Origin of the sequence: Bacillus sp. KS1 (assembly GCF_020075515.1) — a bacterium.
Classification (GTDB): domain Bacteria; phylum Bacillota; class Bacilli; order Bacillales; family Bacillaceae; genus Bacillus; species Bacillus velezensis.
This window is the reverse complement of sequence record NZ_JACAWW010000018.1, coordinates 76,712-99,203: the sequence shown is the minus strand read 5'-3', so window position 1 is coordinate 99,203 and position 22,492 is coordinate 76,712. Positions and strand designations below refer to the sequence as shown.

The window sequence follows — 22,492 nt, the reverse complement described above, 5'->3', positions numbered from 1 at the left end:
GAGGTGCCACCTTTGATAAAGCGAACTGTAAAGCGAATTGCAGACATGGTCAAAGGCACACTGACAAATCCCGTATTTGAACAAACAATGATTGAGGGCGCCGCAACCGATACGCGGACTTTGGAAAAAAATCAGCTGTTCATTCCTTTAAAAGGCGAGCATTTTAACGGCCACACCTTTGTGCCGCAGGCTTTCGAAAAAGGCGTTTCCGCGGTGTTGTGGGACCGCTCTGAACCGAATCCGCCGGAAGAGCGTGCTGTCATCCTGGTCGATGACACGCTGGAGGCGCTGCAAACATTGGCAAAAGCTTATTTGAAAGAGCTCGGCACACGGGTTATCGGGGTGACCGGGAGCAACGGAAAAACGACAACGAAAGACATGCTTCACGCCGTTCTCGGCACTCAGTACCGCGTTCACAAAACCGCCGGCAATTTCAACAATCATATCGGCCTGCCGCTGACTGTGCTTGCCATACCTGAAGATACAGAAATCGCCGTTTTAGAAATGGGAATGAGCGCGAGGGGCGAAATTGATTTTCTGAGCCGTCTTGCTGAACCGGAAGCTGCCGTCATTACCAATATCGGCGAATCCCACATGCAGGATTTAGGCTCAAGAGAAGGAATTGCGGAGGCGAAACTTGAAATTATAAACGGACTTCGGGAAGACGGCGTTCTGTTTTATTTCGGGGATGAGCCGCTGCTCCGCCAAAAGGCGTACACTTGCCGGACAACGACATACGGCGCAGGCGCGGACAACGATCTCCGCCTGAAAGAAATAAAACAGGCGGAAGAAGGCACGTACTTTAATATTGACGGGATCGACCGTTCCTTCTTTATTCCCGTTCTCGGCAGACATAATGTGATGAATGCCATGGCCGCATACGCCGCCGGCATCTATTTCGGCATTACGCCGGAAAATGCCGCACTGGGACTGAGCCGCCTGAAGGTGACGGGGATGAGATTGGAACTGGTCAAAACGGACAACGGCATCTCGATCGTAAACGACGCGTATAATGCGAGCCCGACGTCAATGAAAGCGGCGGTAGAATTAATCGAAACGATGAAAGGCTATCGGAAGAAAATGCTCGTGCTCGGTGATATGCTTGAACTTGGTGATGAAGAAAAAGCATTCCACGAAGAATGCGGAGCTGCGGTCAATCCGGCGGAAATCGACCATGTATTTACTTACGGCACACTCGGCGCATTTATCGCTGACGGAGCGCGCCGGCATTTTGAAGAAGGGCGCGTCAGCCATTATCTTGACAAAAAAGAACTGCTTCACGCCATACAGGAAATGGCCGCTTCCGGCGATCTCCTTCTGTTTAAAGCATCGAGAGGTATGAAGCTCGAAGAAATCGTTAAAGATTTATTAGAGAAGAACTGAAAAAATACTGATCAGCATTATAAAAATATACAAAAATGAAGAAACTAATTCATGGTGAAATAATTCTGTCCGTATGAAAAAGAAAGACCGCCGGCTGGGAAATCCCGTCCGGCGCGGGGGCCGGCCTCGTTCGCGGGAAGAATCCGGTCAGGCCGCTTCCGGCCGCCTGACCATCTCGCCTTATTGAAAAACACATAGTGTAATGGTAAGATTAAACGTAAAGTAATTCGGGCTTTGTATACGTATGATCCTGTCCTTTGGATGAAAGGGCGGTTTTTAGTGGTAAATCACGACATTACTGAAACAGCAATCAGAAGGAGTTTGAATAATTTGACTATAACGTTTCAAGATTTCCAATTAAGTTCTGATCTCATGAAATCAATCAATCGTATGGGATTTGAAGAAGCAACACCGATCCAGGCACAAACGATTCCGCTCGGACTTTTAAATAAAGATGTCATCGGACAAGCGCAAACAGGTACAGGTAAAACAGCTGCGTTCGGTATACCCCTTGTTGAAAAAATGAACCCCGAGTCTCCTAATATTCAAGCAATCGTAATCGCGCCAACCCGTGAATTAGCCATTCAAGTATCTGAAGAGTTATATAAAATCGGACAAGATAAGCGTGCGAAAGTACTGCCTATTTACGGCGGCCAGGATATCGGACGTCAGATCCGCGCATTGAAGAAAAACCCGCATATCATCGTAGGTACGCCGGGGCGTCTTCTTGACCATATCAACCGCCGCACGATCCGTTTAAACAACGTGAATACGGTTGTCATGGATGAGGCTGATGAAATGCTGAATATGGGATTCATTGATGACATTGAATCCATTCTCTCAAACGTGCCGAGCGACCACCAAACGCTCTTATTCTCAGCAACAATGCCTGCGCCGATCAAACGGATCGCAGAGCGTTTCATGACTGAGCCGGAACACGTAAAAGTAAAAGCGAAAGAAATGACTGTGTCCAACATTCAGCAGTTCTACTTGGAAGTGCAGGAGCGCAAAAAATTCGATACGCTGACTCGTCTTCTTGACATTCAGTCTCCGGAACTTGCGATCGTATTCGGACGTACGAAACGCCGTGTCGATGAGCTTGCTGAAGCCCTGAACCTTCGCGGATATGCGGCTGAAGGAATTCACGGCGACTTAACGCAGGCGAAACGTATGGTTGCGCTTCGCAAGTTTAAAGAAGGTGCGATCGAAGTGCTTGTAGCGACTGACGTTGCCGCCCGCGGACTTGATATCTCAGGCGTTACCCACGTTTACAACTTTGACGTGCCTCAAGATCCTGAAAGCTACGTTCACCGTATCGGAAGAACGGGCCGTGCAGGAAAAACGGGTATGGCGATGACGTTTATCACACCGCGTGAGAAAAGCATGCTTCGCGCGATTGAACAAACGACAAAACGCAAAATGGACCGCATGAAAGAGCCGACGCTTGACGAAGCATTAGAAGGACAGCAGCAGGTGACGGTTGACCGTCTGCGCACGGCGATCAGCGAAAACAACCTGAACTTCTACATGACGGCAGCTGCGGAATTGTTAGAAGATCATGATGCAGTGACAGTTGTGGCTGCAGCCATTAAAATGGCGACAAAAGAGCCGGACAGCACGCCTGTACGCCTCACTGATGAAGCGCCGATGGTCAGCAAACGCTATAAAAACCAGCGTACTTCTAAGCGCAGAGACGGCCAAGGCGGCGGCTACCGCGGCGGCAAAGGGAAAACCAACAACCGTTCTTCCTACGATAAAAAACGCTCAAGCGACCGCCGTTCTTCAGGTGACAGACGCCAGAAAAAATCATACTAAAACACAGGAAGCGGACCCTTTTACGGGGTCCGCTTTTTTTTGATATGCCGGAAAGTGAATCTTTTTTGCAAATCAGCCGTATTTGTATGTATGATAAAAAATGGGAGGTAGGTATGTTGAGAGCACAGCCAAAAAATCGAATCAGTCCAAGCGGCTTAAAAGTCTGGCGTCTTCAGGAAATCATCCTGTCCGCTTTCTGTCTTCTGGCCGTTATAGCAGCAGCTGTTTTAAGCCATTTCTTCCATTGGCCGTATTGGATCACCGGAGTCCTCGGCATCATTTGGATCTTCGGTTCAGTGATATCCGTCTATGCCATACCGAAAATCAGGCACAGGATCTGGCGCTATGAAGTCCATGAAAATGAAATTGATATTCAATCCGGCATTTTTATTGTCAAACGGGTCATTGTGCCGATGGTGAGGGTGCAGCACGTAGATACTTCACAAGGCCCGCTCCTCAGAAGGTATCGTCTGGCCTCAGTCAAAATCTCCACGGCGGCAACCGTTCATTCCATTCCGGCGCTTGATATGGAGGAAGCTGACCGGCTGAGGGATTCCATTTCCCGTCTGGCAAGGGTGACGGAAGATGATGTCTGAGCCGAAACGTCTGCATCCGGCGGCCGTGATTTTGAACTTATTCCATACTATTATCGAAACCATTAAAAACATTATTCTGCCATTTTTTCTCGTCTATATTGTTAATTCCAACCACTTCATCCGCTTTTACGGAGGCATTGCGCTCGCCGTCCTGCTTATCTGGCTGATTACGGCAAGTGTAATCGAGTGGAGAAAGTTTACATACCGGATTGAGGACGGAGAATTCAGAATTGAAGAAGGCTTGTTTTTTACGAAAAAGAGATACATCTCCATTGACCGGATTCAATCAATGAATACGAGTGCCGGCATCATTCAGCAGCTTTTTAAGCTTGTTAAGCTTCAAATCGAAACGGCCGGCGACGGGAAAAACGCCGAAGCCGTCTTATCCGCCATTACTGTGGAAGAGGCGGAACGGATCAGAGCGGCTGTTTTTCAGCAAAAAGCGGAGCAAGAAGAACGAGGGGAGACCGAAGCGGAGCAGGAGCCGATGCGCGGGGAAGATATGCAATCCGTTTACCGCCTGTCTGTGGGTGAGCTGCTTATGGCCGCCTCAACATCCGGGGGAATCGGTGTCATCATCTCAGCGGTATTCGCCCTCTTTTCTCAGATTGATGAAGTACTTCCGATGGACTGGCTCTATGACAGGTTCTCCTTTCTCAAGCATGCGAGCATCGGCATTTACGCCGTGATCATTTTCATAGGATTGTTCATCGCCTGGCTGTTAAGCATCGCCGGTATGATGATCAAGCATGCCAACTTTAAGATAGAAAAAAAAGAACACGAATTGGTCATCACCAGAGGAATTATTGAAAAGCATCAAGTGACGATCCCGCTCCGTAAAATCCAAGCCATTAAAATGAAAGAAAATGTGATCAGGCAATTATTCGGATACGCGACGGTTGCGATTGTCAGCGCCGGAAGTGCGGGGAATGAGAAAGAAGGAGCTCAGACGATTCTGTTTCCGATCATCCGCAAATCAAAGCTCGGTGTGATGCTGAACGGTTTCACACCGGATTACGTGCTGGAAGAAAACCGGAATCATTTGCCGAAAAGGGCGCTGCGCCGGTATTTATTCCGATCCATAATCTTCTCGGTTTTCGTGATCATCCCGCTTTGTATTCTGTTTAAACCGTGGGGATATGCATCGCTCCTTGTGCTTCCCGTAGAAATAGTGCTTGGATATGCCTCGTTTAGGACAGCGTCATGGTGCATCAACGGCGGCAGGCTTCAGATCACCACGAGGCTTATCGGGAAGACGACCACGATTATGCTGAGAAGAAGAATGCAGATGTTTGAAGTCAGCCGCTCCTTTCTGCAAAAAAGAAGGCGGCTCGCATCTGTGGCTACCGCAGTGAAATCAGCTCACCACATGGAGCATGTCATGCTGAAGGATGTCAGTGAGGAAGATGCCGAACGCATCGGGCGCTGGTATTCATATGAAAAAGCGGACGGTTAATACCGCCGCTTTTTTTGCTGCACGCATAAAAAGGAAAGCAAAAATCCGCCTGCCAGTCCGAACAAATGCGCCATAATGTTAATATTAGAGTTGATAAACGTCGACAGTACCGCGATGATAAGCAGGGTCATAATCATTTTCGACTGATCCCGGCCGATCAGCTCCTTGCGGAAAACAGTCAAAAACACATACACGCCGAAAAGTCCGAAGATCGCGCCGGATGCGCCGACATGCACATAATCAAGCGGTTCGGCAAGATACGTGCCGATATTGCCGATGATGCCCGATGCGATGTACACAATCAGAAAACGGACTTTTCCGAGCATCTGCTCAAGCGGGGGCGCGAATAAAAAGAGAGACATGGAGTTAAACAAAAGGTGAGTGAAATTCGCGTGTAAAAACATCGGTGTCACCAGCCGCCACCATTCTCCCGAGGAAACGCCGTAATTATAGCCGGTCACAGCATCTGACCACATCATGACGGAATGAAGCGGCATACTGAAAAACAGCCACAAGAACGCCTGCAGCGCCAAGATACAGCTGACGGCCGGATAACGTCTGATAAAAGTCTGGAAATTTTCCGTTCGTATAAACATCGCAAGCCCCTTTGCATCTGATTTGTTACATATATAGTAACACGTTTATGACATAAACCGTTTTTTAGTACGGACTTTTAGGAGGAATTCACATGATTTTCGGAATCGGAATCGACATCGTTGAACTGCACAGAATTGAAAACATGCTCAGCCGGCAGGCGAGGTTTCCGCAAAGAATATTGACGGAGGCTGAATACGCCCGTTTTACATTGCTGTCGGACAAAAGGAAAATTGAATTTCTCGCGGGAAGATTTGCGGCAAAAGAAGCCTTTTCGAAAGCATACGGCACAGGTATCGGCAAAGAGCTCAGCTTTCAGGATATTGAAACCGGAAACGACACGGCGGGAAAGCCTGTGCTGGCCTGCGCCAAGCTTGACGGCGCGGCGGTTCACGTCTCCATTACCCATACAAAAGAATACGCCGCGGCACAGGTCGTGATTGAAAGGTTGTCACGCTAGTCTGCATATTAGCCGGAACCCCTTCATATATTTGATAGTGCATTAAGGGAGACAAGTTGTTTGAGGCTTTTATGGTACGCGTCCGTCCGTTCAGGGCGTACCGTTAAAGTCAAACAAGCGATTTCTTCCCTTTACATCAATTGAGAAGAAGGGGTTGAAAAAAGGTGAGAAAAAGCTTTGTTTTGCTTTTAACGGGACTGCTTGCCGTCCTTATTCTTTCGGCCTGCGGCCAAAAATCACAGGAAGATATCGTGAACGGTTTAGATAAGAAGGCGAAAGAATACACCTCGTACAAAGCGAAAGCCAAAATGACCATCGAAACGGGGAGTGATCCGCAAGTATACAATGTGGAAATCTGGCATAAAAAACCTTCCCTGTACCGGGTCTATTTGGAAAATCCGAAAAAAGACCAAAACCAAGTCATCTTACGGAACGCCAACGGAGTCTTTGTCCTCACGCCGTCTCTAAATAAGAGCTTCCGCTTCCAAAGCGACTGGCCGAACAACAGCAGCCAAGTATATTTGTTTGAGTCACTTGTAAAGGACGTGCAGCATGACAAAGACGCCGTCTATTCCGCCAAAGATAAAAAGTACACGTTTGAAACAAAAACAAACTATCAGCACAACAAAATGCTGCCGACTCAGGAAATCACTTTCAACAAAAAGGACATGAGCCCGTCGCTCGTCAAAGTCATGGATACAGACCGGAAAGTGATGGTAAAAGTCGAATTCAAAAGCTTTGAATTCAACAAGCCGTTTGATAAAGACTCTTTTGATGAGAAGAAAAATATGACGCTTTCCCAGATGGACGTCGCCACAAGCGCCAAGCCGTCTGATTCATTTGCGGTCAAAACACCGCTTCAAGTGCCGGCCGGTGTCAAAAAGCTTGAAGAGAAAGATATTTCAACGGCGGACGGCAAACGGATCGTCATGACTTACGGCGGAGAAAAATCATTCACCCTTATTCAAGAAAAAGCCCATATCGCAAAAGCCGCCTCTGCCGTCACGCTGAAAGGCGAACCGGTTAATCTCGGCTTCACGGTGGCCGCATTATCTGATACGTCTTTAACGTGGACATATGACGGAGTGGATTATCTTCTGTCATCACAGGATCTGACAAAAGATGAAATGGTGGCCGCCGCCAAAAGCATGCAGGGACAGTCGTCAAAATAACGTCAAAAAAGAGGCCGCCGCTGTCGGTCTCTTTTTTGATTCCATTTCACTTTGCAGAATAATTTTAGTATGATAATAACAATATGAATCGAAAATAATGCTAGGAAGTGTATCAATGAACACAGCATCTTTTTACAGAGAAACGTGGGCGGAAATCAACCTGTCCGCGATTAAAGAAAATGTCACGCATATGAAAAAACACATCGGGCAAAACGTCCATCTCATGGCGGTTGTAAAGGCGAACGCTTACGGCCACGGAGATTTGGAAGTTGGGAAAGCCGCGCTTGAAGCGGGTGCTTCGTGTCTTGCCGTAGCGATACTGGATGAGGCGATTTCATTGAGAAAACGGGGCATTACAGCGCCGATTCTCGTGCTTGGCGCCGTGCCGCCCGAATATGTACAAGCAGCTGCCGAGTATGACGTAACACTCACGGGGTATTCTGTTGAATGGCTTCAGGAAGCTGCGCGCCACCTCGGAAGTGCGACAGTGCCGTTTCATCTGAAAGTCGACACCGGCATGAACAGACTCGGAGTCAAAACGGAGGAAGAAATCCAAAGCGTGTTAAAAATCCTCAGCCAAAATCCCGGTTTAGTCTGTAAAGGCGTATTCACTCACTTTGCTACCGCGGATGAGAAAAACAGAGATTATTTCCTCTTCCAGTTTGACCGCTTTAAAAAATTGATCGCTCCGCTTCCTTTAAAAGAATTGATGGTGCACTGCGCGAACAGCGCTGCCGGACTTCGTCTTAAAAAAGGCTTCTTTAACGCGGTTCGTTTCGGCATCAGTATGTACGGGCTTCGTCCTTCTGCTGACATCCAAAGCGAAATTCCGTTTCAATTAAAACCGGCTTTTGCGCTGCACTCTGTTTTATCCCATGTGAAAAAGATCCGCAAAGGGGAAAGCGTCAGCTACGGCGCAACATATACGGCAGAGAAGGATCAATGGATCGGAACGGTTCCCATCGGCTATGCGGACGGGTGGCTCCGCAAGCTGAGCGGCACGTCTGTGCTGATCGGAGGCAAACGGATGAACATCGCGGGAAGAATCTGCATGGATCAATTGATGGTCGAATTAGATCAATCTTATCCGCCGGGCACCAAAGTCACCCTGATCGGCAGCCAGAAGGAAGAAACGATCACGATGGATGAAATCGCAGGGCGGCTTGAGACGATTAATTACGAGGTCCCTTGTACCATTAGTTCCCGCGTTCCCCGTATGTTTTTGGAAAATGAGAGTATAATGGAAGTAAGAAATCCTTTACTGCAAGATAATACAAACAAGTAGCCGTCATCCGGAAAAAGAGAATTTATAAAACAGCTTTGCTTGACGTTTGAATAATGGTATCATTATGTCTGGATGGATGTATTGGTCGTATCCGTAAGTTTGGTGGAGGTGTATGTTTTTTGTCTGAATCCAGCGCAAGAACCGAAATGAAAATCAGCTTGCCTGAAAACTTAGTAGCTGAATTGGATGGTGTAGCGATGCGGGAGAAACGAAGCAGAAACGAACTGATATCACAAGCAGTGAGAGCGTATGTCAGCGAACGGACAACTCGCCATAACCGTGATTTGATGAGACGCGGGTATATGGAAATGGCGAAAATCAACTTGAATATCTCTTCTGAGGCTCACTATGCTGAGTGCGAAGCAGAAACGACCGTTGAGCGCTTAGTCAGCGGAGGATAATCATTTTGATTGTAAAGCGCGGCGATGTTTATTTTGCTGATTTATCTCCTGTTGTTGGCTCAGAGCAAGGCGGCGTACGCCCGGTTTTAGTGATCCAAAATGATATCGGAAATCGCTTTAGCCCGACTGCTATTGTTGCAGCCATAACAGCCCAAATACAGAAAGCGAAATTACCAACCCACGTCGAAATTGATGCAAAACGCTACGGTTTTGAAAGAGATTCCGTTATTTTGCTGGAGCAAATTCGGACGATTGACAAGCAAAGATTAACGGATAAAATAACTCATCTGGATGATGAAATGATGGATAAGGTTGATGAAGCCTTGCAAATCAGTTTGGCACTCATTGATTTTTAGTCATATTTTGGTTGCTCATATGGAGCAACTTTTTTTGTTTTCGAAAAACATAAGCGCTATAATAAAGAGATAATCAAACAAAATTTGTTGTTTTGTGTCGGGAGGTCAGTGAAACCCATGTCGAATCAGAAAGTGTACCAGTTCATCATTGATCAGCATGATGAACTGCTTGATACTTGGACAGCCAAACTAAAAGAAGTAGGCAATCAGGAAGACTATCAGCTTACGAATCACATATGTGAAAATATTTGTAAAGACTATATAGACATTCTTTTATTATCGACTAAAAATGACGAGGCTACGGAAGAGCAGATCAGTGAACTCGCACTGCGCGCCGTTCAGCTCGGCCTGTCACTGAAACTTCTTTCAGCCACCCTGTCAGAGTTTTGGAAACTGCTTTACGAAACGATGGTCGACCTTAATATGGCCGATCAGGACAGAGCAGATTTGATTTTGGAAATAGACAGCTTTTTCAATCCGATCAACACGGAGATCTTAAATCAGTATTCTATCTCCTGGGAAAAAACGGTTACTTTGCAAAAAATCGCGCTTCAGGAATTGTCGGCTCCGCTGATCCCGGTATTTGAGCATGTAACGGTCATGCCGCTTGTCGGGACGATTGATACGGAGCGTGCAAAGCACATTATGGAAAATCTGTTAAACGGCGTCGTAAAGCACCGTTCACAGGTTGTATTAATTGATATCACGGGCGTGCCGGTCGTTGATACGATGGTGGCGCACCATATTATCCAGGCATCGGAAGCGGTGCGGCTTGTCGGCGCGAAATGCCTGCTCGTCGGAATCCGTCCGGAAATCGCACAGACGATCGTTAATCTGGGAATTGATTTGTCGCAGGTTATTACGAAGAATACCCTTCAAAAAGGAATTCAAACAGCGCTTGAAATGACAAATCGAAAAATCGTTTCATTGGGGGAATAACATTGTGAGACATCCAAAAATCCCGATCCTGAAACTGTATAACTGCTTATTGGTATCCATCCAATGGGAACTTGACGACCAGACAGCTTTGCATTTTCAAGAAGATCTGCTGAACAAAATCTATGAAACCGGCGCAAACGGGGTCGTCATTGACCTGACATCCGTTGACATGATCGATTCATTTATCGCGAAAGTGCTCGGCGATGTCATCACCATGTCTAAATTGATGGGCGCAAAGGTCGTATTGACGGGAATTCAGCCTGCTGTGGCGGTCACATTGATTGAACTCGGAATCTCACTTGAGGAAATTGAAACGGCGCTCGATTTAGAGCAAGGGCTTGAGACATTGAAGCGGGAATTGGGGGAATAGCGATGAACGACCAATCCTGTGTGAAAATCATGACAGAATGGGATATCGTAGCCGCCAGACAGCTTGGCCGCAACGTTGCGAAGGAATTAGGCTTCGGTACGGTGGACCAGGCCAGAATCACGACGGCTATCTCAGAATTGGCCAGAAACATTTACTTATATGCAGGCAAGGGCCAGGTCAGCATAGAACAAGTAAACGACAGAGGGAAAAAAGGCCTTAAAATTATAGCGGAAGACAAAGGACCCGGAATCCCCGACATCCGTAAAGTGATGGAAGACGGCTTTTCAACGTCAGGCGGACTGGGAGCGGGACTTCCGGGCGTCAAAAGGCTGATGGACGAATTCAGCCTGCAATCTGTTGCAGGGGAAGGAACAGAGATTCAAGCCGTGAAATGGCTTCGGTAGGAGGTTAGAACGTGGATTTCAGGGAGGTTATAGAGCAGCGGTATCATCAGCTGCTTAGCCGATATATAGCCGAATTAACAGAAACATCTTTATATCAAGCCCAAAAATTCAGCCGAAAAACGATTGAACATCAGGTTCCTCCGGAGGAGATTATCAGTATCCACCGAAAAGTAGTAAAGGAACTGTATCCGGATCTGCCGGAAGATGTTTTTCATTCGCTGGATTTTTTAATAGAAGTCATGATTGGCTACGGGATGGCTTATCAGGAACATCAAAGTCTGAGAGATATCCAGCAGGAGCTTCGTTCAGAAATTGAAATTGCCGCAAATGTTCAGCAGACGCTGCTTGGCACAAAAATTCCTGAAGAAGAAGATCTGGATATCGGGGCGATCAGCGTCCCCGCCAAACAGATGAGCGGGGATTATTATCACTTTGTCAAAGACAAGGAATCGATTAACATCGCGATAGCCGATGTCATTGGAAAAGGAATACCCGCCGCATTGTGCATGTCGATGATCAAGTATGCCATGGACTCTCTTCCGGAGACCGGCATTCACCCCTCCCAAGTGCTGAAAAATCTTAACCGCGTTGTAGAACAGAACGTGGACTCAAGCATGTTTATCACCATGTTTTACGCAAACTACAATACGAAAAATCACCAATTTACATATGCCTCTGCGGGGCATGAACCGGGCTTCTACTACTCTGAAAAAGAAAAAAAGTTTTATGATCTGGAGGCAAAAGGATTGGTACTGGGAATTTCTCAGGATTTTGATTACAGCCAATATGAACAGCACATGGACGAAGGAGATATGATCGTTCTTTTTTCTGACGGCGTCACCGAATGCCGTACCGAAAACGGTTTCTTAGAACGCAGCGACATTCAGCGCATGCTGGAAGAACATATGGACTGCTCCGCGCAGGGTATGGTCAAAAATATTTACGACAGCCTGCTGAGACTCCAGGACTTTCAGCTTCATGACGATTTTACGTTAATTGTTTTGAAAAGAAAGGTTTAAAAAAACAGCAGCACGGGTAAAAAGCCATTAGCACGAGTAAGGATAACTTTCAGAGGTGATACGATGAATTTAACGGTAGATATGAAGGAGAATCTTTCAGATATACAAATCAATATCGCTGGAGAAATCGATGTATACTCAGCTCCGGTGGTTCGTGAAAAGCTGATGCCCCTGGCAAACGAGGGGAAAGACATGAGAATCTGCTTAAAAGATGTAAATTATATGGACAGTACGGGTTTAGGCGTTTTTGTAGGCGTGTTTAAAACGGTGAGTAAGGAAGGCGGCTCTCTCAAGCTTGAGAATCTTTCCGACCGGCTCGTCCGTCTGTTTGAAATTACGGGGCTTAAGGACATCATCGACATTTCGGCAAAGTCAGAAGGTGGCGTGCAATGAGTACATCAGTTGATTATATAGAGATGAAAATTCCGGCCGAACCGGAATATGTAGGAATCGTCAGGCTTACGTTATCAGGGGTCGCAAGCAGAATGGGCTATACCTATGATGACATTGAAGATTTAAAAATCGCTGTCAGCGAAGCTTGTACAAACGCTGTCCAGCATGCATACAACGATGAAAATAAGGGAGAAGTATCCGTACGGTTCGGTGTGTTTGAGGATCGGCTGGAGGTCATTGTCGCCGATCAGGGAGACAGCTTTGATTTTGATCAGAAGCAGCAGGATCTCGGGCCGTACACACCTTCACACACAGTCGATCAATTGTCAGAAGGAGGGCTCGGTCTGTATTTAATGGAAACGCTCATGGATGAAGTCAAAGTTCAAAGCAACTCTGGCGTAACCGTGGCGATGACAAAGTATTTAAATGGGGAGCGAGTTGATCATGGCACAACCATCAAAAACTACGAAACTAACTAAAGATGAAATTGATCGGCTCATACTCGACTTTCAAACACATGATAATAAAGAAGCCCAGGAAACACTCGTCGAGGTGTATACCAATCTCGTCGAAATGCTGGCAAAGAAATATTCAAAAGGAAAAAGCTTTCATGAAGACCTCCGCCAGGTCGGAATGATCGGACTTCTCGGAGCCATTAAACGGTATGATCCCGAGGTCGGCAAATCCTTTGAAGCATTTGCGATTCCGACCATCATCGGCGAGATCAAACGCTTCCTCAGAGATAAAACATGGAGCGTACACGTCCCGAGACGGATTAAGGAACTCGGCCCGCGCATTAAAATGGCGGTGGATCAGCTGACGACAGAGACGCAGCGATCGCCGAAAGTCGAAGAAATCGCAGCCTTTCTCGATGTGTCAGAAGAGGAAGTGCTTGAAACGATGGAGATGGGAAAAAGCTATCAGGCGCTGTCTGTCGATCACAGCATCGAAGCGGATGCGGACGGAAGCACCGTCACGATTTTAGATATCGTCGGGTCGCAGGAGGAAGGATACGAACGCGTCAACCAGCAGATGATGATCAAAAGCGTGCTTCATGTGCTGTCCGACCGCGAAAAACAGATTATCGATTTAACATTTGTGCAAAATAAAAGCCAAAAAGAAACAGGGGACATTCTCGGAATATCTCAAATGCACGTCTCGCGCCTGCAGCGGAAAGCGGTGAAAAAACTGAGAGAGGCCTTGATTGGAGATCCCTCCATGGAGCTAATGTAATGATTCAGGTTGAAGAAAATGAACATGTTCAAACTCTTGTATACCAATTAAATAAAGAAGGCAAGTCCATATGCGGCGACAGCTTTTTTATGAAGGCGAATGAAGAAGAATTAGTTTGCGCGGTAGCGGACGGTCTCGGCAGCGGATCTCTTGCCAACGAATCCTCGTCAGCCATTAAAGACATCGTGGAAACGTATGCGGATGAGGATGTGGAAAGCATCATTGAGCGCTGCAATCAAGCGATGAAAAACAAAAGAGGGGCGACTGCCTCCATCTTAAAAATCAATTTCATCAAAAGGGAATTGACATACTGCTCGATCGGCAACGTCCGTTTCTTCCTGCACTCCCCATCAGGCGAAGTCTTTCATCCGCTGCCGATTTCGGGTTACCTCTCAGGCAAACCGCAAAGATACAAAACGTATACGTCATCATACGAAAAAGGGGCGAGGTTCATCATCTACACGGATGGGCTTGAAGTTCCGCATATCCGCACCTGCTTAAAGCAGGGACACTCAATAGAAGATATATCAAAATCACTTCATCCGTACACAACATCCAGACGTGATGATTTGACCTATATTCTAGGGCAGCTTTTATCGTAAGGCTGCTTTTTTTATGTTCCGCCGTTTTTTGATACACTAGAGAAAGAATGAAGAGATGGAGGCTTTTGTGATATGGAAACGTTAGCCCTTTTGAAAAAACAAATTGCTGAAGAAACAGCATTATCCCAAAAACATGTCGAAAGTGTCATCCGCCTGCTGGAAGACGGCAATACCGTCCCGTTTATTGCACGGTACCGAAAAGAGCAGACCGGCTCAATGGACGAGGTGCAGATTCAGGCAATCTCCGAGCGGTGGCAATACATACAAAACCTGACGCAGCGGAAAGAAGAAGTCATCAGATTGATCTCTGAGCAGGACAAGCTGACGGAAGGGCTGAAGCAAAAAATCGAACAAGCGGTCAAGCTTCAGGAAGTCGAGGATTTATACCGTCCCTTCAAACAAAAACGGAAAACAAAAGCCACCGTCGCCAAAAGCAAAGGCCTTGAACCGCTTGCGGACTATATTCTTTCTCTCCCGAAAGAAAACCGCCTTCACGACATCGCTGATCAATATATCAGTGCAGAAAAAGAAGTCGCTTCAAGAGAGGAAGCCATCGAAGGCGCGAAGCACATCATAGCCGAACAAATCTCGGATGATCCTCATTTCAGAAAGTGGATTCGCCAGGAAACGTATAAAAAAGGAATTCTCACTTCCGCAACAGGCAAGTCAGCCGCAGATGACGAGAAAAACGTCTATGAAATGTACTACGAGTACGAAGAGCCGATCCAAAAGGTCGTTCCTCACAGAGTACTTGCGATGAACCGCGGTGAAAAAGAAGGCATTTTAAAGATTGCGATCGAACCGCCCGCCGATCAGATAAAAGCTTATTTAGAAAAGCAAATCATCAAACACCGTGAAACGCCTGTGAAAGAAACGCTGAAAGAAGCCATTGAGGACAGTTACAAACGTCTGATCCAGCCGGCTATTGAGCGCGATATCCGCAAAGAGCTGTCAGAAAAAGCAGACGCGCAGGCGATTCATATTTTCGCTGAAAACCTGCGTAAGCTCCTGCTGCAGCCGCCGATGAAGGGGAAAGTTGTGCTCGGCGTCGATCCGGCCTTCCGTACGGGGTGCAAACTGGCAGTTGTTGATGAGACGGGAAAGGTGTTGAAAATCGACGTCATTTACCCGCACGCTCCCGTAAAAAAGACAGCGGAAGCCCGGAAAAAAATCAAAGAATTGCTGGACCGGTACGAAGTCGAGGTTGTGGCGATCGGAAACGGCACGGCATCACGGGAGACAGAGCAATTCGTCGTTGATGTGCTGAAAGAAACAGAGCGGGACATTTATTATGTCATCGTCAATGAGGCCGGAGCAAGCGTGTATTCCGCGTCAGAAATCGCCCGTGAAGAATTTCCGGATTTTCAGGTCGAAGAGCGCAGCGCCGTCTCCATCGCGCGGAGGTTGCAGGACCCGCTGGCCGAGCTTGTGAAAATTGATCCTAAATCCGTCGGCGTTGGGCAATACCAGCATGATGTCAGCCAAAAGCATTTAAATGAATCACTCCGTTTTGTCGTAGAGACCGTCGTCAACCAAGTCGGGGTGAATGTCAATACAGCATCAGCCGCGCTGCTTCAATATGTAGCCGGATTATCCAAAACCGTTGCCGGTAATATCGTTAAAAAAAGGGAAGAGCTCGGAAAATTTACAAATCGCAAAGAGCTGAAAGAAATCCCGCGTCTCGGGGCAAAAACATATGAACAGTGCATCGGCTTTTTGAGAGTGCCCGGGGGACCGGAGCCGCTCGACCGCACCGGGATACACCCGGAAAGCTATAAAGAGACAAAGGCGCTGCTCAAAAAACTGCAGCTCACTGCGCATCAGATCGGAAGCGCGGACGTAAAAGAGAAAATAAGCGCATTGCCGCTGTCTGAAACGGCTGAAGAGCTCGATATAGGGGAAATTACGCTTGCGGATATTTGCGGGCAGCTGACAAGGCCGGAGCGAGATCCTCGTGACGAAGTGCCGAAGCCTTTGCTGAAAAAAGACGTTCTGCAGCTTGAGGATTTAAAGGAAGGAATGGAATTGCAGGGCACCGTCCGCAACGTTGTAGACTTCGGCGCTTTCGTCGATATCGGCGTCAAACAGGACGGGCTTGTGCACATTTCAAAACTGAGCAATCAATACGTCAAACATCCTCTCGACGTCGTATCGGTCGGAGACATCGTCACCGTATGGGTCGAAGGGGTGGACGTGCAAAAAGGCAGAGTGTCGCTGTCTATGGTAAAATAAAAGCACTGCTTACGAGCAGTGTTTTTTTCTGTAGAAATACCAGCACTGGTTCAGCAGTTTGATTTGGTAATTGTCCTTTTCTAAAAACGCTTTTTGCATTTGTTTCATCAGCCAATTCGGCATGGCTCATTCCTCCTCAGCTTTTAGTTAGAGGTCGGTTTTAACTCATTGTATGCGAACGGTGAATTGTCCCGTTCAATGTTTTTAAAGCGGGGTGCACTTATGGATAACGAACAACTTCAAAAGCTGACGGAAGACATCTCTTTACAGGATTTCGGAAAACCGTTCCGTCACCGGGCCTTTTTCAATGACCGGCTGAAAACGACAGGCGGGCGGTACATGCTGTCTTCCCATAACATCGAATTAAACCGAAAATATCTTCTCGAACACGGGCAGAGCGAGCTGGAAGGAATCATTAAACACGAGCTGTGCCATTACCACCTTCACCTTGAAGGAAAAGGGTACAAGCACAGAGACAAGGACTTCAGAGAACTGCTTCAGAAAGTCGGAGCGCCGAGATTCTGCACGCCGCTGCAAACCAAAAAGCCACAAAAGAAAACATATATGTATAGATGCGCGGCTTGCGGCCAACAGTATATAAAGAAGCGGGCAATGAACCCGGAAAGATATGCCTGCGGAAAATGCAGAGGGAAAATCAAAAGAATTTTTTAAAAAGGCTTGACTCATTTTAATGTTCTATGTTAAATTATAAAAGTCGTTGAGAGACAACGACACTTTCTCAAAAAAATAAATGTTGCTTCTTGACACAATATGTCGCATCATTTATAATAAAGAAAGTCTGATTATTCCACAGTAGCTCAGTGGTAGAGCTATCGGCTGTTAACCGATCGGTCGCAGGTTCGAATCCTGCCTGTGGAGCCATATGGAGAAGTACTCAAGTGGCTGAAGAGGCGCCCCTGCTAAGGGTGTAGGTCGCGTAAGCGGCGCGAGGGTTCAAATCCCTCCTTCTCCGCCAGATAAGTTCTCAACCAGACGGCCCGTTGGTCAAGCGGTTAAGACACCGCCCTTTCACGGCGGTAACACGGGTTCGAATCCCGTACGGGTCACCATTTACCTTCGTTGGGCTATAGCCAAGCGGTAAGGCAACGGACTTTGACTCCGTCATGCGTTGGTTCGAATCCAGCTAGCCCAGCCATTTTATTTAAAATTTTTGAATCACTTTTAGAGCGAGCCATTAGCTCAGTTGGTAGAGCATCTGACTTTTAATCAGAGGGTCGAAGGTTCGAGTCCTTCATGGCTCACCACTTGTCACGCGGGTGTGGCGGAATTGGCAGACGCGCTAGACTTAGGATCTAGTGTCTTACGACGTGGGGGTTCGAGTCCCTTCACCCGCACTTTCTTTTCAAAGTGCTGATCATCATCACTAGCTTATATGCTTAGTGGAAAGACAGCTTCATAGCACGCGGTCGTGGCGGAATGGCAGACGCGCTAGGTTGAGGGCCTAGTGGGTGAATAACCCGTGGAGGTTCAAGTCCTCTCGGCCGCATCTCAATGATACCAAGGATAATAGAGATCCTTGGTATTTTTTTGTTTGTAGAAAATTTGTCTGTTACTGCCCACTTACTTATAGTAAGTCATCTAGTTTGATGCCCTTCGTTTTGTTTACTTTACTTATCTTGGTGAGTGGTCAAGGTTTCTTTACTCCCATTTACTGTCCAGAAAATATGAAAAAACATTAAAAAAGGTGTAAATAATGATACTGAGCGCTGTATAAAACTTAAATATAGGACAGGATAATATTTCATAAGGATGAGGGGAAAAGAGCAGGAAAAGCAGGAGAAGAAAATTGGAGAAAAGTAATTACTAATCGGTTTGATTTGCATCATATAGGATTTAATACAAAACCTTTTATTTCTAGAAAAAGAGAAGTTGAAAAACCTGGAGTGAATTTATCTCCAAAGTATAGAAAGTAAGGAATCTTTTAAAAAACTAAAAAAATGAAATTACGGAAAGGTAATGAGTGATTACCTTTCCGTAATTCGTTAATTATTTCTTTGAGCAATTTTATATTTCATCTTAACACTACCACCTTGAGCCGTTGGTGAAGCTGTAAATGTGTAATTGTATGTCCAACCAAACCAACCATTTTTTACCTCGGCAGAAATGTTGCCTTGCTTGCCTGGTGCGATGGTTCTTGAGACTATTCCGTCAATTGATATTTTTATGTCATTGCTTCCGTTATTTGAAATCCAGAAGTTTACTTGTGCTCCGTCATTCTCATCTAATTCGAACTCCCGACTCCAGCTTGATTGATCAACAGAGCCTTCTGAAACCTCCCTGTCTAGAGCTTTGAATACTCCACTTGTAACTGCATAATTTTTCGACGATACACTTGTAGTCGACTCCGCAAAAGCAGGTATAGTACAAGTTCCAACAATTGCACCAGCTATCAGAGTCGATGTTACTCCTTTGAAAATGGACTTAAGATTCACGATCAAGCACTCCTTTTAATTTCATTTATTACACATACATATTCCGTATGCACAATACAAATAGTACCATGTAAAATAATTACAGTAAACGTTCTTTTGGATAATAATGTTTGTAACTCAACTTTTGTACCCCAAACATCCCAAATCAGACAAGTAAGCCTTGATATAGTTAGGTAAGTGGAAATTGCGATCTTCTTATTGAGGTACTGCTACTAGCAAAGATTTTCTGATACCCACAAAACGAAAAAACACTATCCTTTCTCTAAAGTAACGAAAAGGGTAGTGTTTTTTGTGCTATTCAAGATTAATACGTACTCTTTTTTACTCTGTCTATCTACACTGAATTACAAAATCGGACAAGCCAAGGTACTACCAAAAGAAAAAACTATCGCACCTAGTGGGCGGGACTACATTACTTCTCTTGTTAGTGGTTACTTAGGTCTTAGCTGAAATTACAAATTTAAAGCTAATATTTTCAGTGATTTTTTTTTAAAAGTGCCCAAAATTCATAAAGAAAAAAACAGGTGGAAATGAAGATAAAGAATGCTTTATTTATAAGGTTTATGTAATACATGATACGCTTTCATTAGGTTGAGGGCCCAGTGGGTGAATAACCCGTGGAGGTTCAAGTCCTCTCCGCCGCCTCTCAATAATACCAAGGGTTCAACCACCTTTGGTATTTTTTGTACTTATTTTTAAATAATCTACTATCCACAAACTGCCCACTTACCTAAAGTAAGTCATCTGCAGTAGACATCGCACAAATATTTTCATCATTATAGGTAGTTACTAATGCCTCAAACTCCAATTTGCAAAAGCAGAGAAAGAATTTAGATACGAGATAATAGGGCAGGGGCATAAGGGTAATGAAAAGGTTTAATCTTTTTTAAAAGGTTAAGCCTTTTTTTGGCTATAAATGTAATCAGTGTCCAATTAGTTGCCCTGAATTCATGAAAAAGGATAAAATAGGTGTAAATAAGTTGTTATTTTAAAATTGGATTCAATTCATTATCGCAAAAGCAATAATAACTAATCGGCGAAGAAAGGATAACAGTCAAATGAAAACATTAGTTATCGTTATACACCCTAATTTGGAAACGTCTGTTGTCAACAGAACCTGGATGAATCGTTTAAAGCAAGAGAATGACATTACGGTTCATGACCTGTACGGTGAATACCCTAATTTTATCATTGATGTAGAAAAAGAGCAGCAGCTCCTGTTAGATCATGAGCGTATCGTTTTTCAGTTCCCAATGTATTGGTACAGCAGTCCCGCGTTACTCAAACAATGGGAAGATGATGTGTTAACACATGGCTGGGCTTATGGAACTGGAGGTACTAAATTGCATGGCAAAGAACTACTCTTAGCTATCTCCTTAGGCGCACAGGAATCTGATTATCAAGCAGGCGGAGAATATAATATCACGATCAGCGAGCTTATCAGACCGTTTCAAGTCACTGCTAACTATATAGGAATGCGTTTTCTTCCTGCCTTTACACAATATGGGACACTTCATCTTTCAAAAGAAGATGTTAAAAACAGTGCGGAGAAATTGGTTGACTATCTTAAAGCTGAGCATTGATCCGGTATTCGCGAGGGAAGCTGAAATAAATGATGTGAAACTCATTACAGCAGGGCGATGAGTACATATTTCTTGATGAAATGCAGATTTCCTTGGTCTCTAATAGGTGCCCGGTTTGTGCTCAGAATTCATGAAAAATGATGAAAATAAGTATAAATAAAATAAACAGATGCTTTGAATAAAAGCTTGGCCCAGCGGGTGAATAATCCGTGGAGATTCAAGTCCTCTCGGCCGTATCAATGATACCAAGGGTAATAGAGAGATCCTTGGTATTTTTTTGTGCTTATTTTTAAATGATCTACTGCCCACAAACTGCCCACTACCTAAAGTAAGTCATCTGCAGTAGACATCGCATAAATATTTTCATCATTTATAGGTAGCTGCTAATGCCTCAAACTCCAATTTGCAAAAGCAGAGAAAGTGCTGCTAAGCAAGGAAGAAAACCAAGACTTCGAGGAAAATGTTTGCTGATGTTGAAAATTTTTCGATTGAAGTCGCTGATTATTTTCATGAACGAGGAAGCTTTAATGCTTTCTACGAAAATTAAAAAAGGGGAGATGATTGATGAAAATCAGCCGGAGTCTATTGGATGCAGTGATTTTAGGTAGTGTGTTTTCAATAACTTATTTGCAAAGTGATCAAAATACTCAAACTATCTGGACAATACTTTGCTTGGTTCTTATTTGTCGATAGTCGCCGTAACGAAAGCACTAAACAACACATTAAAGAGATTCTTTTGATATGACGGACACATATGACAGTTTGCGATTGTCAAAATTCAATTTTTAATCTTTGTTCAACTTACCAAGGTCAGTTAAAATTTTGTTAAAATTGTGATAAATGTATGAAAGGATTAAATGTTCATATCGAAACATTAGGATTACAGGGAAGGGGAAACAAATACATGTCGATTTACCATAGAGTAATTGGAGAGGGATATCCGATCGTTATGCTGCATGGTTGGACACTTGACCATCAGGTGATGTTAAATGCAATGGAACCGTTATTCGAGAAACGAAGCGGTTGGAAGAGAATATACATAGACTTACCGGGTATGGGACATTCTAAGCCGAAACCGTCTATTCAGAACTCTGATGATATGTTAGAAGCGATATTGCGTCTTTTGGACGAGATTATTCCTGGTCAACAGTTTATTGTGTGTGGTAATTCATATGGAGGGTACATTGCCAGAGGTATCGTTCGTTCACGTCAGGAAACAGTTCGTGGATTACTGCTGATGGCACCATTAACTATACCTGAATTCGATGAAAGGGTAGTACCGCAGAAGACTGTTCTAAAAAGAGACAGCGACTTGATATCACAATTGTCTTCAGAGGAGGCGGATGAATTTTGCTCTATGGGGATTGTGCAAGGTAAAACTGAATGGGAGAGGTTTCGAGATGAAATTTTACTTCCTTCTAAACAAACAAATTATGAATTCATAAACAACATTCGTCAAAATGGATATGGGTTTACCTTCGATATTTCATCTAAACTTGATTATCCCACGCTAATTATCACAGGGCGTCAGGATAATGTAGTCGGATACCACGATGCGTGGCGACTACTCGAAGATTATCCAAGGGCAACTTTTGCAGTACTTGATATGGCTGGTCACAACCTGCAAATCGAACAAACCGATGTATTTAATTCATTGGTTCATAACTGGTTAAACAGACTTGAGTCGGAAAATTTTCAGATGGTATAACTTTTCATAAATATGAGTTTACTGTTACAATTACCAGT

Annotated in this window: 25 protein-coding genes, 7 tRNA genes and 2 pseudogenes; 31 read left to right on the top strand and 3 right to left on the bottom strand. The window is 45.1% G+C overall.

Translation table 11 applies throughout. From position 1 onward, the window contains the following. Positions 1-12 precede the first annotated feature (12 nt). From HWY38_RS13070 to HWY38_RS13055, 4 genes are all read left to right on the top strand, one after another. Complete coding sequence (locus tag HWY38_RS13070) at positions 13-1,383, top strand: UDP-N-acetylmuramoyl-tripeptide--D-alanyl-D-alanine ligase (RefSeq protein WP_224181992.1); 1,371 nt, start codon at positions 13-15, stop codon at positions 1,381-1,383. 330 nt (positions 1,384-1,713) lie between these two features. After that, complete coding sequence (gene cshA, locus HWY38_RS13065; protein ID WP_015239193.1) at positions 1,714-3,198, top strand: degradosome RNA helicase CshA; 1,485 nt, start codon at positions 1,714-1,716, stop codon at positions 3,196-3,198. 116 nt (positions 3,199-3,314) lie between these two features. Further along, complete coding sequence (locus tag HWY38_RS13060; RefSeq protein WP_007410226.1) at positions 3,315-3,794, top strand: PH domain-containing protein; 480 nt, start codon at positions 3,315-3,317, stop codon at positions 3,792-3,794. After that, positions 3,784-5,250 carry a PH domain-containing protein gene (locus HWY38_RS13055; protein WP_224181991.1) on the top strand — a complete coding sequence of 489 codons (1,467 nt, stop codon included), beginning with the start codon at positions 3,784-3,786 and terminating at the stop codon, positions 5,248-5,250. Before HWY38_RS13060 ends, HWY38_RS13055 begins: the two co-directional genes overlap by 11 nt. Here the strand turns inward: HWY38_RS13055 and HWY38_RS13050 are convergent. Continuing rightward, complete coding sequence (locus tag HWY38_RS13050) at positions 5,247-5,846, bottom strand: rhomboid family intramembrane serine protease (protein WP_003156193.1); 600 nt, start codon at positions 5,844-5,846, stop codon at positions 5,247-5,249. The two genes, HWY38_RS13055 and HWY38_RS13050, sit on opposite strands and share 4 nt — an antisense overlap. Positions 5,847-5,938: 92 nt before the next feature. Here HWY38_RS13050 and acpS point away from each other — a divergent pair, with 92 nt between their 5' ends. The 14 genes from acpS (at position 5,939) to HWY38_RS12980 (ending at position 16,710) form a co-directional block, all read left to right on the top strand. Then, on the top strand, positions 5,939-6,304 hold the full coding sequence (gene acpS, locus HWY38_RS13045) for a holo-ACP synthase (RefSeq protein ID WP_007609580.1): 366 nt from the start codon (positions 5,939-5,941) through the stop codon (positions 6,302-6,304). A 164-nt stretch (positions 6,305-6,468) separates the two neighbouring features. Then, the gene (locus tag HWY38_RS13040; protein WP_007410230.1) at positions 6,469-7,476 is read left to right on the top strand and encodes a LolA family protein; all 1,008 of its coding nucleotides are present in this window, start codon (positions 6,469-6,471) and stop codon (positions 7,474-7,476) included. Between the two features lie 115 nt (positions 7,477-7,591). Next, on the top strand, positions 7,592-8,761 hold the full coding sequence (alr, locus tag HWY38_RS13035; protein WP_224181990.1) for an alanine racemase: 1,170 nt from the start codon (positions 7,592-7,594) through the stop codon (positions 8,759-8,761). 119 nt (positions 8,762-8,880) lie between these two features. Next, entirely contained in the window at positions 8,881-9,162 is a 282-nt protein-coding gene (endB, locus tag HWY38_RS13030) for a type II toxin-antitoxin system antitoxin EndoAI (RefSeq protein WP_003156188.1), read from the top strand. A gap of 5 nt (positions 9,163-9,167) precedes the next feature. Further along, a complete protein-coding gene (ndoA, locus tag HWY38_RS13025; protein WP_003156187.1) occupies positions 9,168-9,518 on the top strand; it encodes a type II toxin-antitoxin system endoribonuclease NdoA in 351 nt (116 codons plus the stop codon). Positions 9,519-9,635: 117 nt separating this feature from the next. Next, on the top strand, positions 9,636-10,457 hold the full coding sequence (locus tag HWY38_RS13020; RefSeq protein ID WP_003156182.1) for an STAS domain-containing protein: 822 nt from the start codon (positions 9,636-9,638) through the stop codon (positions 10,455-10,457). A gap of 4 nt (positions 10,458-10,461) precedes the next feature. After that, positions 10,462-10,827 carry an RsbT antagonist protein RsbS gene (gene rsbS, locus HWY38_RS13015; RefSeq protein WP_003156180.1) on the top strand — a complete coding sequence of 122 codons (366 nt, stop codon included), beginning with the start codon at positions 10,462-10,464 and terminating at the stop codon, positions 10,825-10,827. Positions 10,828-10,829: 2 nt separating this feature from the next. Then, positions 10,830-11,231, top strand: coding sequence for a serine/threonine-protein kinase RsbT (gene rsbT, locus HWY38_RS13010; protein ID WP_224181989.1), 402 nt, complete (start codon positions 10,830-10,832; stop codon positions 11,229-11,231). A gap of 11 nt (positions 11,232-11,242) precedes the next feature. After that, positions 11,243-12,250, top strand: coding sequence for a PP2C family protein-serine/threonine phosphatase (locus HWY38_RS13005; RefSeq protein ID WP_224181988.1), 1,008 nt, complete (start codon positions 11,243-11,245; stop codon positions 12,248-12,250). A 63-nt stretch (positions 12,251-12,313) separates the two neighbouring features. Beyond that, entirely contained in the window at positions 12,314-12,643 is a 330-nt protein-coding gene (rsbV, locus tag HWY38_RS13000; protein WP_003156176.1) for an anti-sigma factor antagonist RsbV, read from the top strand. Further along, entirely contained in the window at positions 12,640-13,122 is a 483-nt protein-coding gene (gene rsbW / locus HWY38_RS12995) for an anti-sigma B factor RsbW (RefSeq protein WP_007609591.1), read from the top strand. Before rsbV ends, rsbW begins: the two co-directional genes overlap by 4 nt. Further along, complete coding sequence (sigB, locus tag HWY38_RS12990; protein WP_224181987.1) at positions 13,088-13,876, top strand: RNA polymerase sigma factor SigB; 789 nt, start codon at positions 13,088-13,090, stop codon at positions 13,874-13,876. Before rsbW ends, sigB begins: the two co-directional genes overlap by 35 nt. Further along, complete coding sequence (locus HWY38_RS12985; protein ID WP_007410234.1) at positions 13,876-14,478, top strand: PP2C family serine/threonine-protein phosphatase; 603 nt, start codon at positions 13,876-13,878, stop codon at positions 14,476-14,478. The genes sigB and HWY38_RS12985 overlap by 1 nt, the downstream gene beginning before the upstream one ends. A gap of 72 nt (positions 14,479-14,550) precedes the next feature. Next, the gene (locus HWY38_RS12980) at positions 14,551-16,710 is read left to right on the top strand and encodes a Tex family protein (RefSeq protein WP_224181986.1); all 2,160 of its coding nucleotides are present in this window, start codon (positions 14,551-14,553) and stop codon (positions 16,708-16,710) included. Positions 16,711-16,719: 9 nt separating this feature from the next. On the opposite strand, the gene cmpA is transcribed toward HWY38_RS12980, so the two are convergent. Next, positions 16,720-16,833 carry a cortex morphogenetic protein CmpA gene (cmpA, locus tag HWY38_RS12975; RefSeq protein WP_003156164.1) on the bottom strand — a complete coding sequence of 38 codons (114 nt, stop codon included), beginning with the start codon at positions 16,831-16,833 and terminating at the stop codon, positions 16,720-16,722. 99 nt (positions 16,834-16,932) lie between these two features. On the opposite strand from cmpA, the gene HWY38_RS12970 reads away from it, so the two are divergent. The 8 genes from HWY38_RS12970 to HWY38_RS12935 all read left to right on the top strand — a co-directional run bounded on the left by HWY38_RS12970 (position 16,933) and on the right by HWY38_RS12935 (position 18,217). Then, entirely contained in the window at positions 16,933-17,382 is a 450-nt protein-coding gene (locus HWY38_RS12970) for a SprT family protein (RefSeq protein ID WP_150941008.1), read from the top strand. A 135-nt stretch (positions 17,383-17,517) separates the two neighbouring features. Beyond that, positions 17,518-17,592: transfer RNA gene (locus tag HWY38_RS12965), tRNA-Asn, on the top strand. A 3-nt stretch (positions 17,593-17,595) separates the two neighbouring features. Further along, a tRNA-Ser gene (locus tag HWY38_RS12960) sits at positions 17,596-17,686 on the top strand. 19 nt (positions 17,687-17,705) lie between these two features. After that, positions 17,706-17,780: transfer RNA gene (locus HWY38_RS12955), tRNA-Glu, on the top strand. A gap of 11 nt (positions 17,781-17,791) precedes the next feature. Beyond that, positions 17,792-17,866, top strand: a tRNA-Gln gene (locus HWY38_RS12950). A 33-nt stretch (positions 17,867-17,899) separates the two neighbouring features. Continuing rightward, positions 17,900-17,975: transfer RNA gene (locus HWY38_RS12945), tRNA-Lys, on the top strand. Positions 17,976-17,983: 8 nt separating this feature from the next. Then, a tRNA-Leu gene (locus HWY38_RS12940) sits at positions 17,984-18,065 on the top strand. Between the two features lie 68 nt (positions 18,066-18,133). Beyond that, a tRNA-Leu gene (locus tag HWY38_RS12935) sits at positions 18,134-18,217 on the top strand. A 496-nt stretch (positions 18,218-18,713) separates the two neighbouring features. On the opposite strand, the gene HWY38_RS12930 is transcribed toward HWY38_RS12935, so the two are convergent. Continuing rightward, positions 18,714-19,163 carry a hypothetical protein gene (locus tag HWY38_RS12930; RefSeq protein WP_224181985.1) on the bottom strand — a complete coding sequence of 150 codons (450 nt, stop codon included), beginning with the start codon at positions 19,161-19,163 and terminating at the stop codon, positions 18,714-18,716. Between the two features lie 1,058 nt (positions 19,164-20,221). On the opposite strand from HWY38_RS12930, the gene HWY38_RS12925 reads away from it, so the two are divergent. The 5 genes and pseudogenes from HWY38_RS12925 (at position 20,222) to HWY38_RS12905 (ending at position 22,454) form a co-directional block, all read left to right on the top strand. Further along, positions 20,222-20,746, top strand: a complete 525-nt coding sequence (locus HWY38_RS12925; protein WP_038457036.1) for an NAD(P)H-dependent oxidoreductase — start codon at positions 20,222-20,224, stop codon at positions 20,744-20,746. A 451-nt stretch (positions 20,747-21,197) separates the two neighbouring features. Beyond that, positions 21,198-21,354, top strand: a pseudogene (locus HWY38_RS12920) (tetratricopeptide repeat protein); the annotation flags it as partial. Next, entirely contained in the window at positions 21,311-21,439 is a 129-nt protein-coding gene (locus HWY38_RS12915; protein ID WP_224181984.1) for a hypothetical protein, read from the top strand. The pseudogene HWY38_RS12920 and the gene HWY38_RS12915, both read left to right, overlap by 44 nt. Beyond that, positions 21,396-21,535 (top strand): annotated as a pseudogene (locus HWY38_RS12910) (IS1595 family transposase); the annotation flags it as partial. The gene HWY38_RS12915 and the pseudogene HWY38_RS12910, both read left to right, overlap by 44 nt. Before the next feature lie 115 nt (positions 21,536-21,650). Then, positions 21,651-22,454: an alpha/beta fold hydrolase gene (locus HWY38_RS12905; RefSeq protein WP_224181983.1), complete on the top strand. Its 804-nt coding sequence runs from the start codon at positions 21,651-21,653 to the stop codon at positions 22,452-22,454. Positions 22,455-22,492 lie beyond the last annotated feature (38 nt).

Excerpts from the sequence above, each read along its gene's own strand:
- rsbV (WP_003156176.1), top strand. The coding sequence starts at position 12,314 with ATGAATTTAACGGTAGATATGAAGGAGAATCTTTCAGATATACAAATC.
- rsbT (WP_224181989.1), top strand. The coding sequence starts at position 10,830 with ATGAACGACCAATCCTGTGTGAAAATCATGACAGAATGGGATATCGTA.
- acpS (WP_007609580.1), top strand. The coding sequence starts at position 5,939 with ATGATTTTCGGAATCGGAATCGACATCGTTGAACTGCACAGAATTGAA.
- HWY38_RS13050 (WP_003156193.1), bottom strand. The coding sequence starts at position 5,846 with ATGTTTATACGAACGGAAAATTTCCAGACTTTTATCAGACGTTATCCG.
- HWY38_RS12925 (WP_038457036.1), top strand. The coding sequence starts at position 20,222 with ATGAAAACATTAGTTATCGTTATACACCCTAATTTGGAAACGTCTGTT.
- HWY38_RS13055 (WP_224181991.1), top strand. The coding sequence starts at position 3,784 with ATGATGTCTGAGCCGAAACGTCTGCATCCGGCGGCCGTGATTTTGAAC.
- HWY38_RS12970 (WP_150941008.1), top strand. The coding sequence starts at position 16,933 with ATGGATAACGAACAACTTCAAAAGCTGACGGAAGACATCTCTTTACAG.
- HWY38_RS12905 (WP_224181983.1), top strand. The coding sequence starts at position 21,651 with ATGTCGATTTACCATAGAGTAATTGGAGAGGGATATCCGATCGTTATG.
- rsbW (WP_007609591.1), top strand. The coding sequence starts at position 12,640 with ATGAGTACATCAGTTGATTATATAGAGATGAAAATTCCGGCCGAACCG.
- cmpA (WP_003156164.1), bottom strand. The coding sequence starts at position 16,833 with ATGCCGAATTGGCTGATGAAACAAATGCAAAAAGCGTTTTTAGAAAAG.
- alr (WP_224181990.1), top strand. The coding sequence starts at position 7,592 with ATGAACACAGCATCTTTTTACAGAGAAACGTGGGCGGAAATCAACCTG.
- HWY38_RS12915 (WP_224181984.1), top strand. The coding sequence starts at position 21,311 with ATGAAAATCAGCCGGAGTCTATTGGATGCAGTGATTTTAGGTAGTGTG.
- sigB (WP_224181987.1), top strand. The coding sequence starts at position 13,088 with ATGGCACAACCATCAAAAACTACGAAACTAACTAAAGATGAAATTGAT.
- HWY38_RS12985 (WP_007410234.1), top strand. The coding sequence starts at position 13,876 with ATGATTCAGGTTGAAGAAAATGAACATGTTCAAACTCTTGTATACCAA.
- HWY38_RS12980 (WP_224181986.1), top strand. The coding sequence starts at position 14,551 with ATGGAAACGTTAGCCCTTTTGAAAAAACAAATTGCTGAAGAAACAGCA.
- HWY38_RS13020 (WP_003156182.1), top strand. The coding sequence starts at position 9,636 with ATGTCGAATCAGAAAGTGTACCAGTTCATCATTGATCAGCATGATGAA.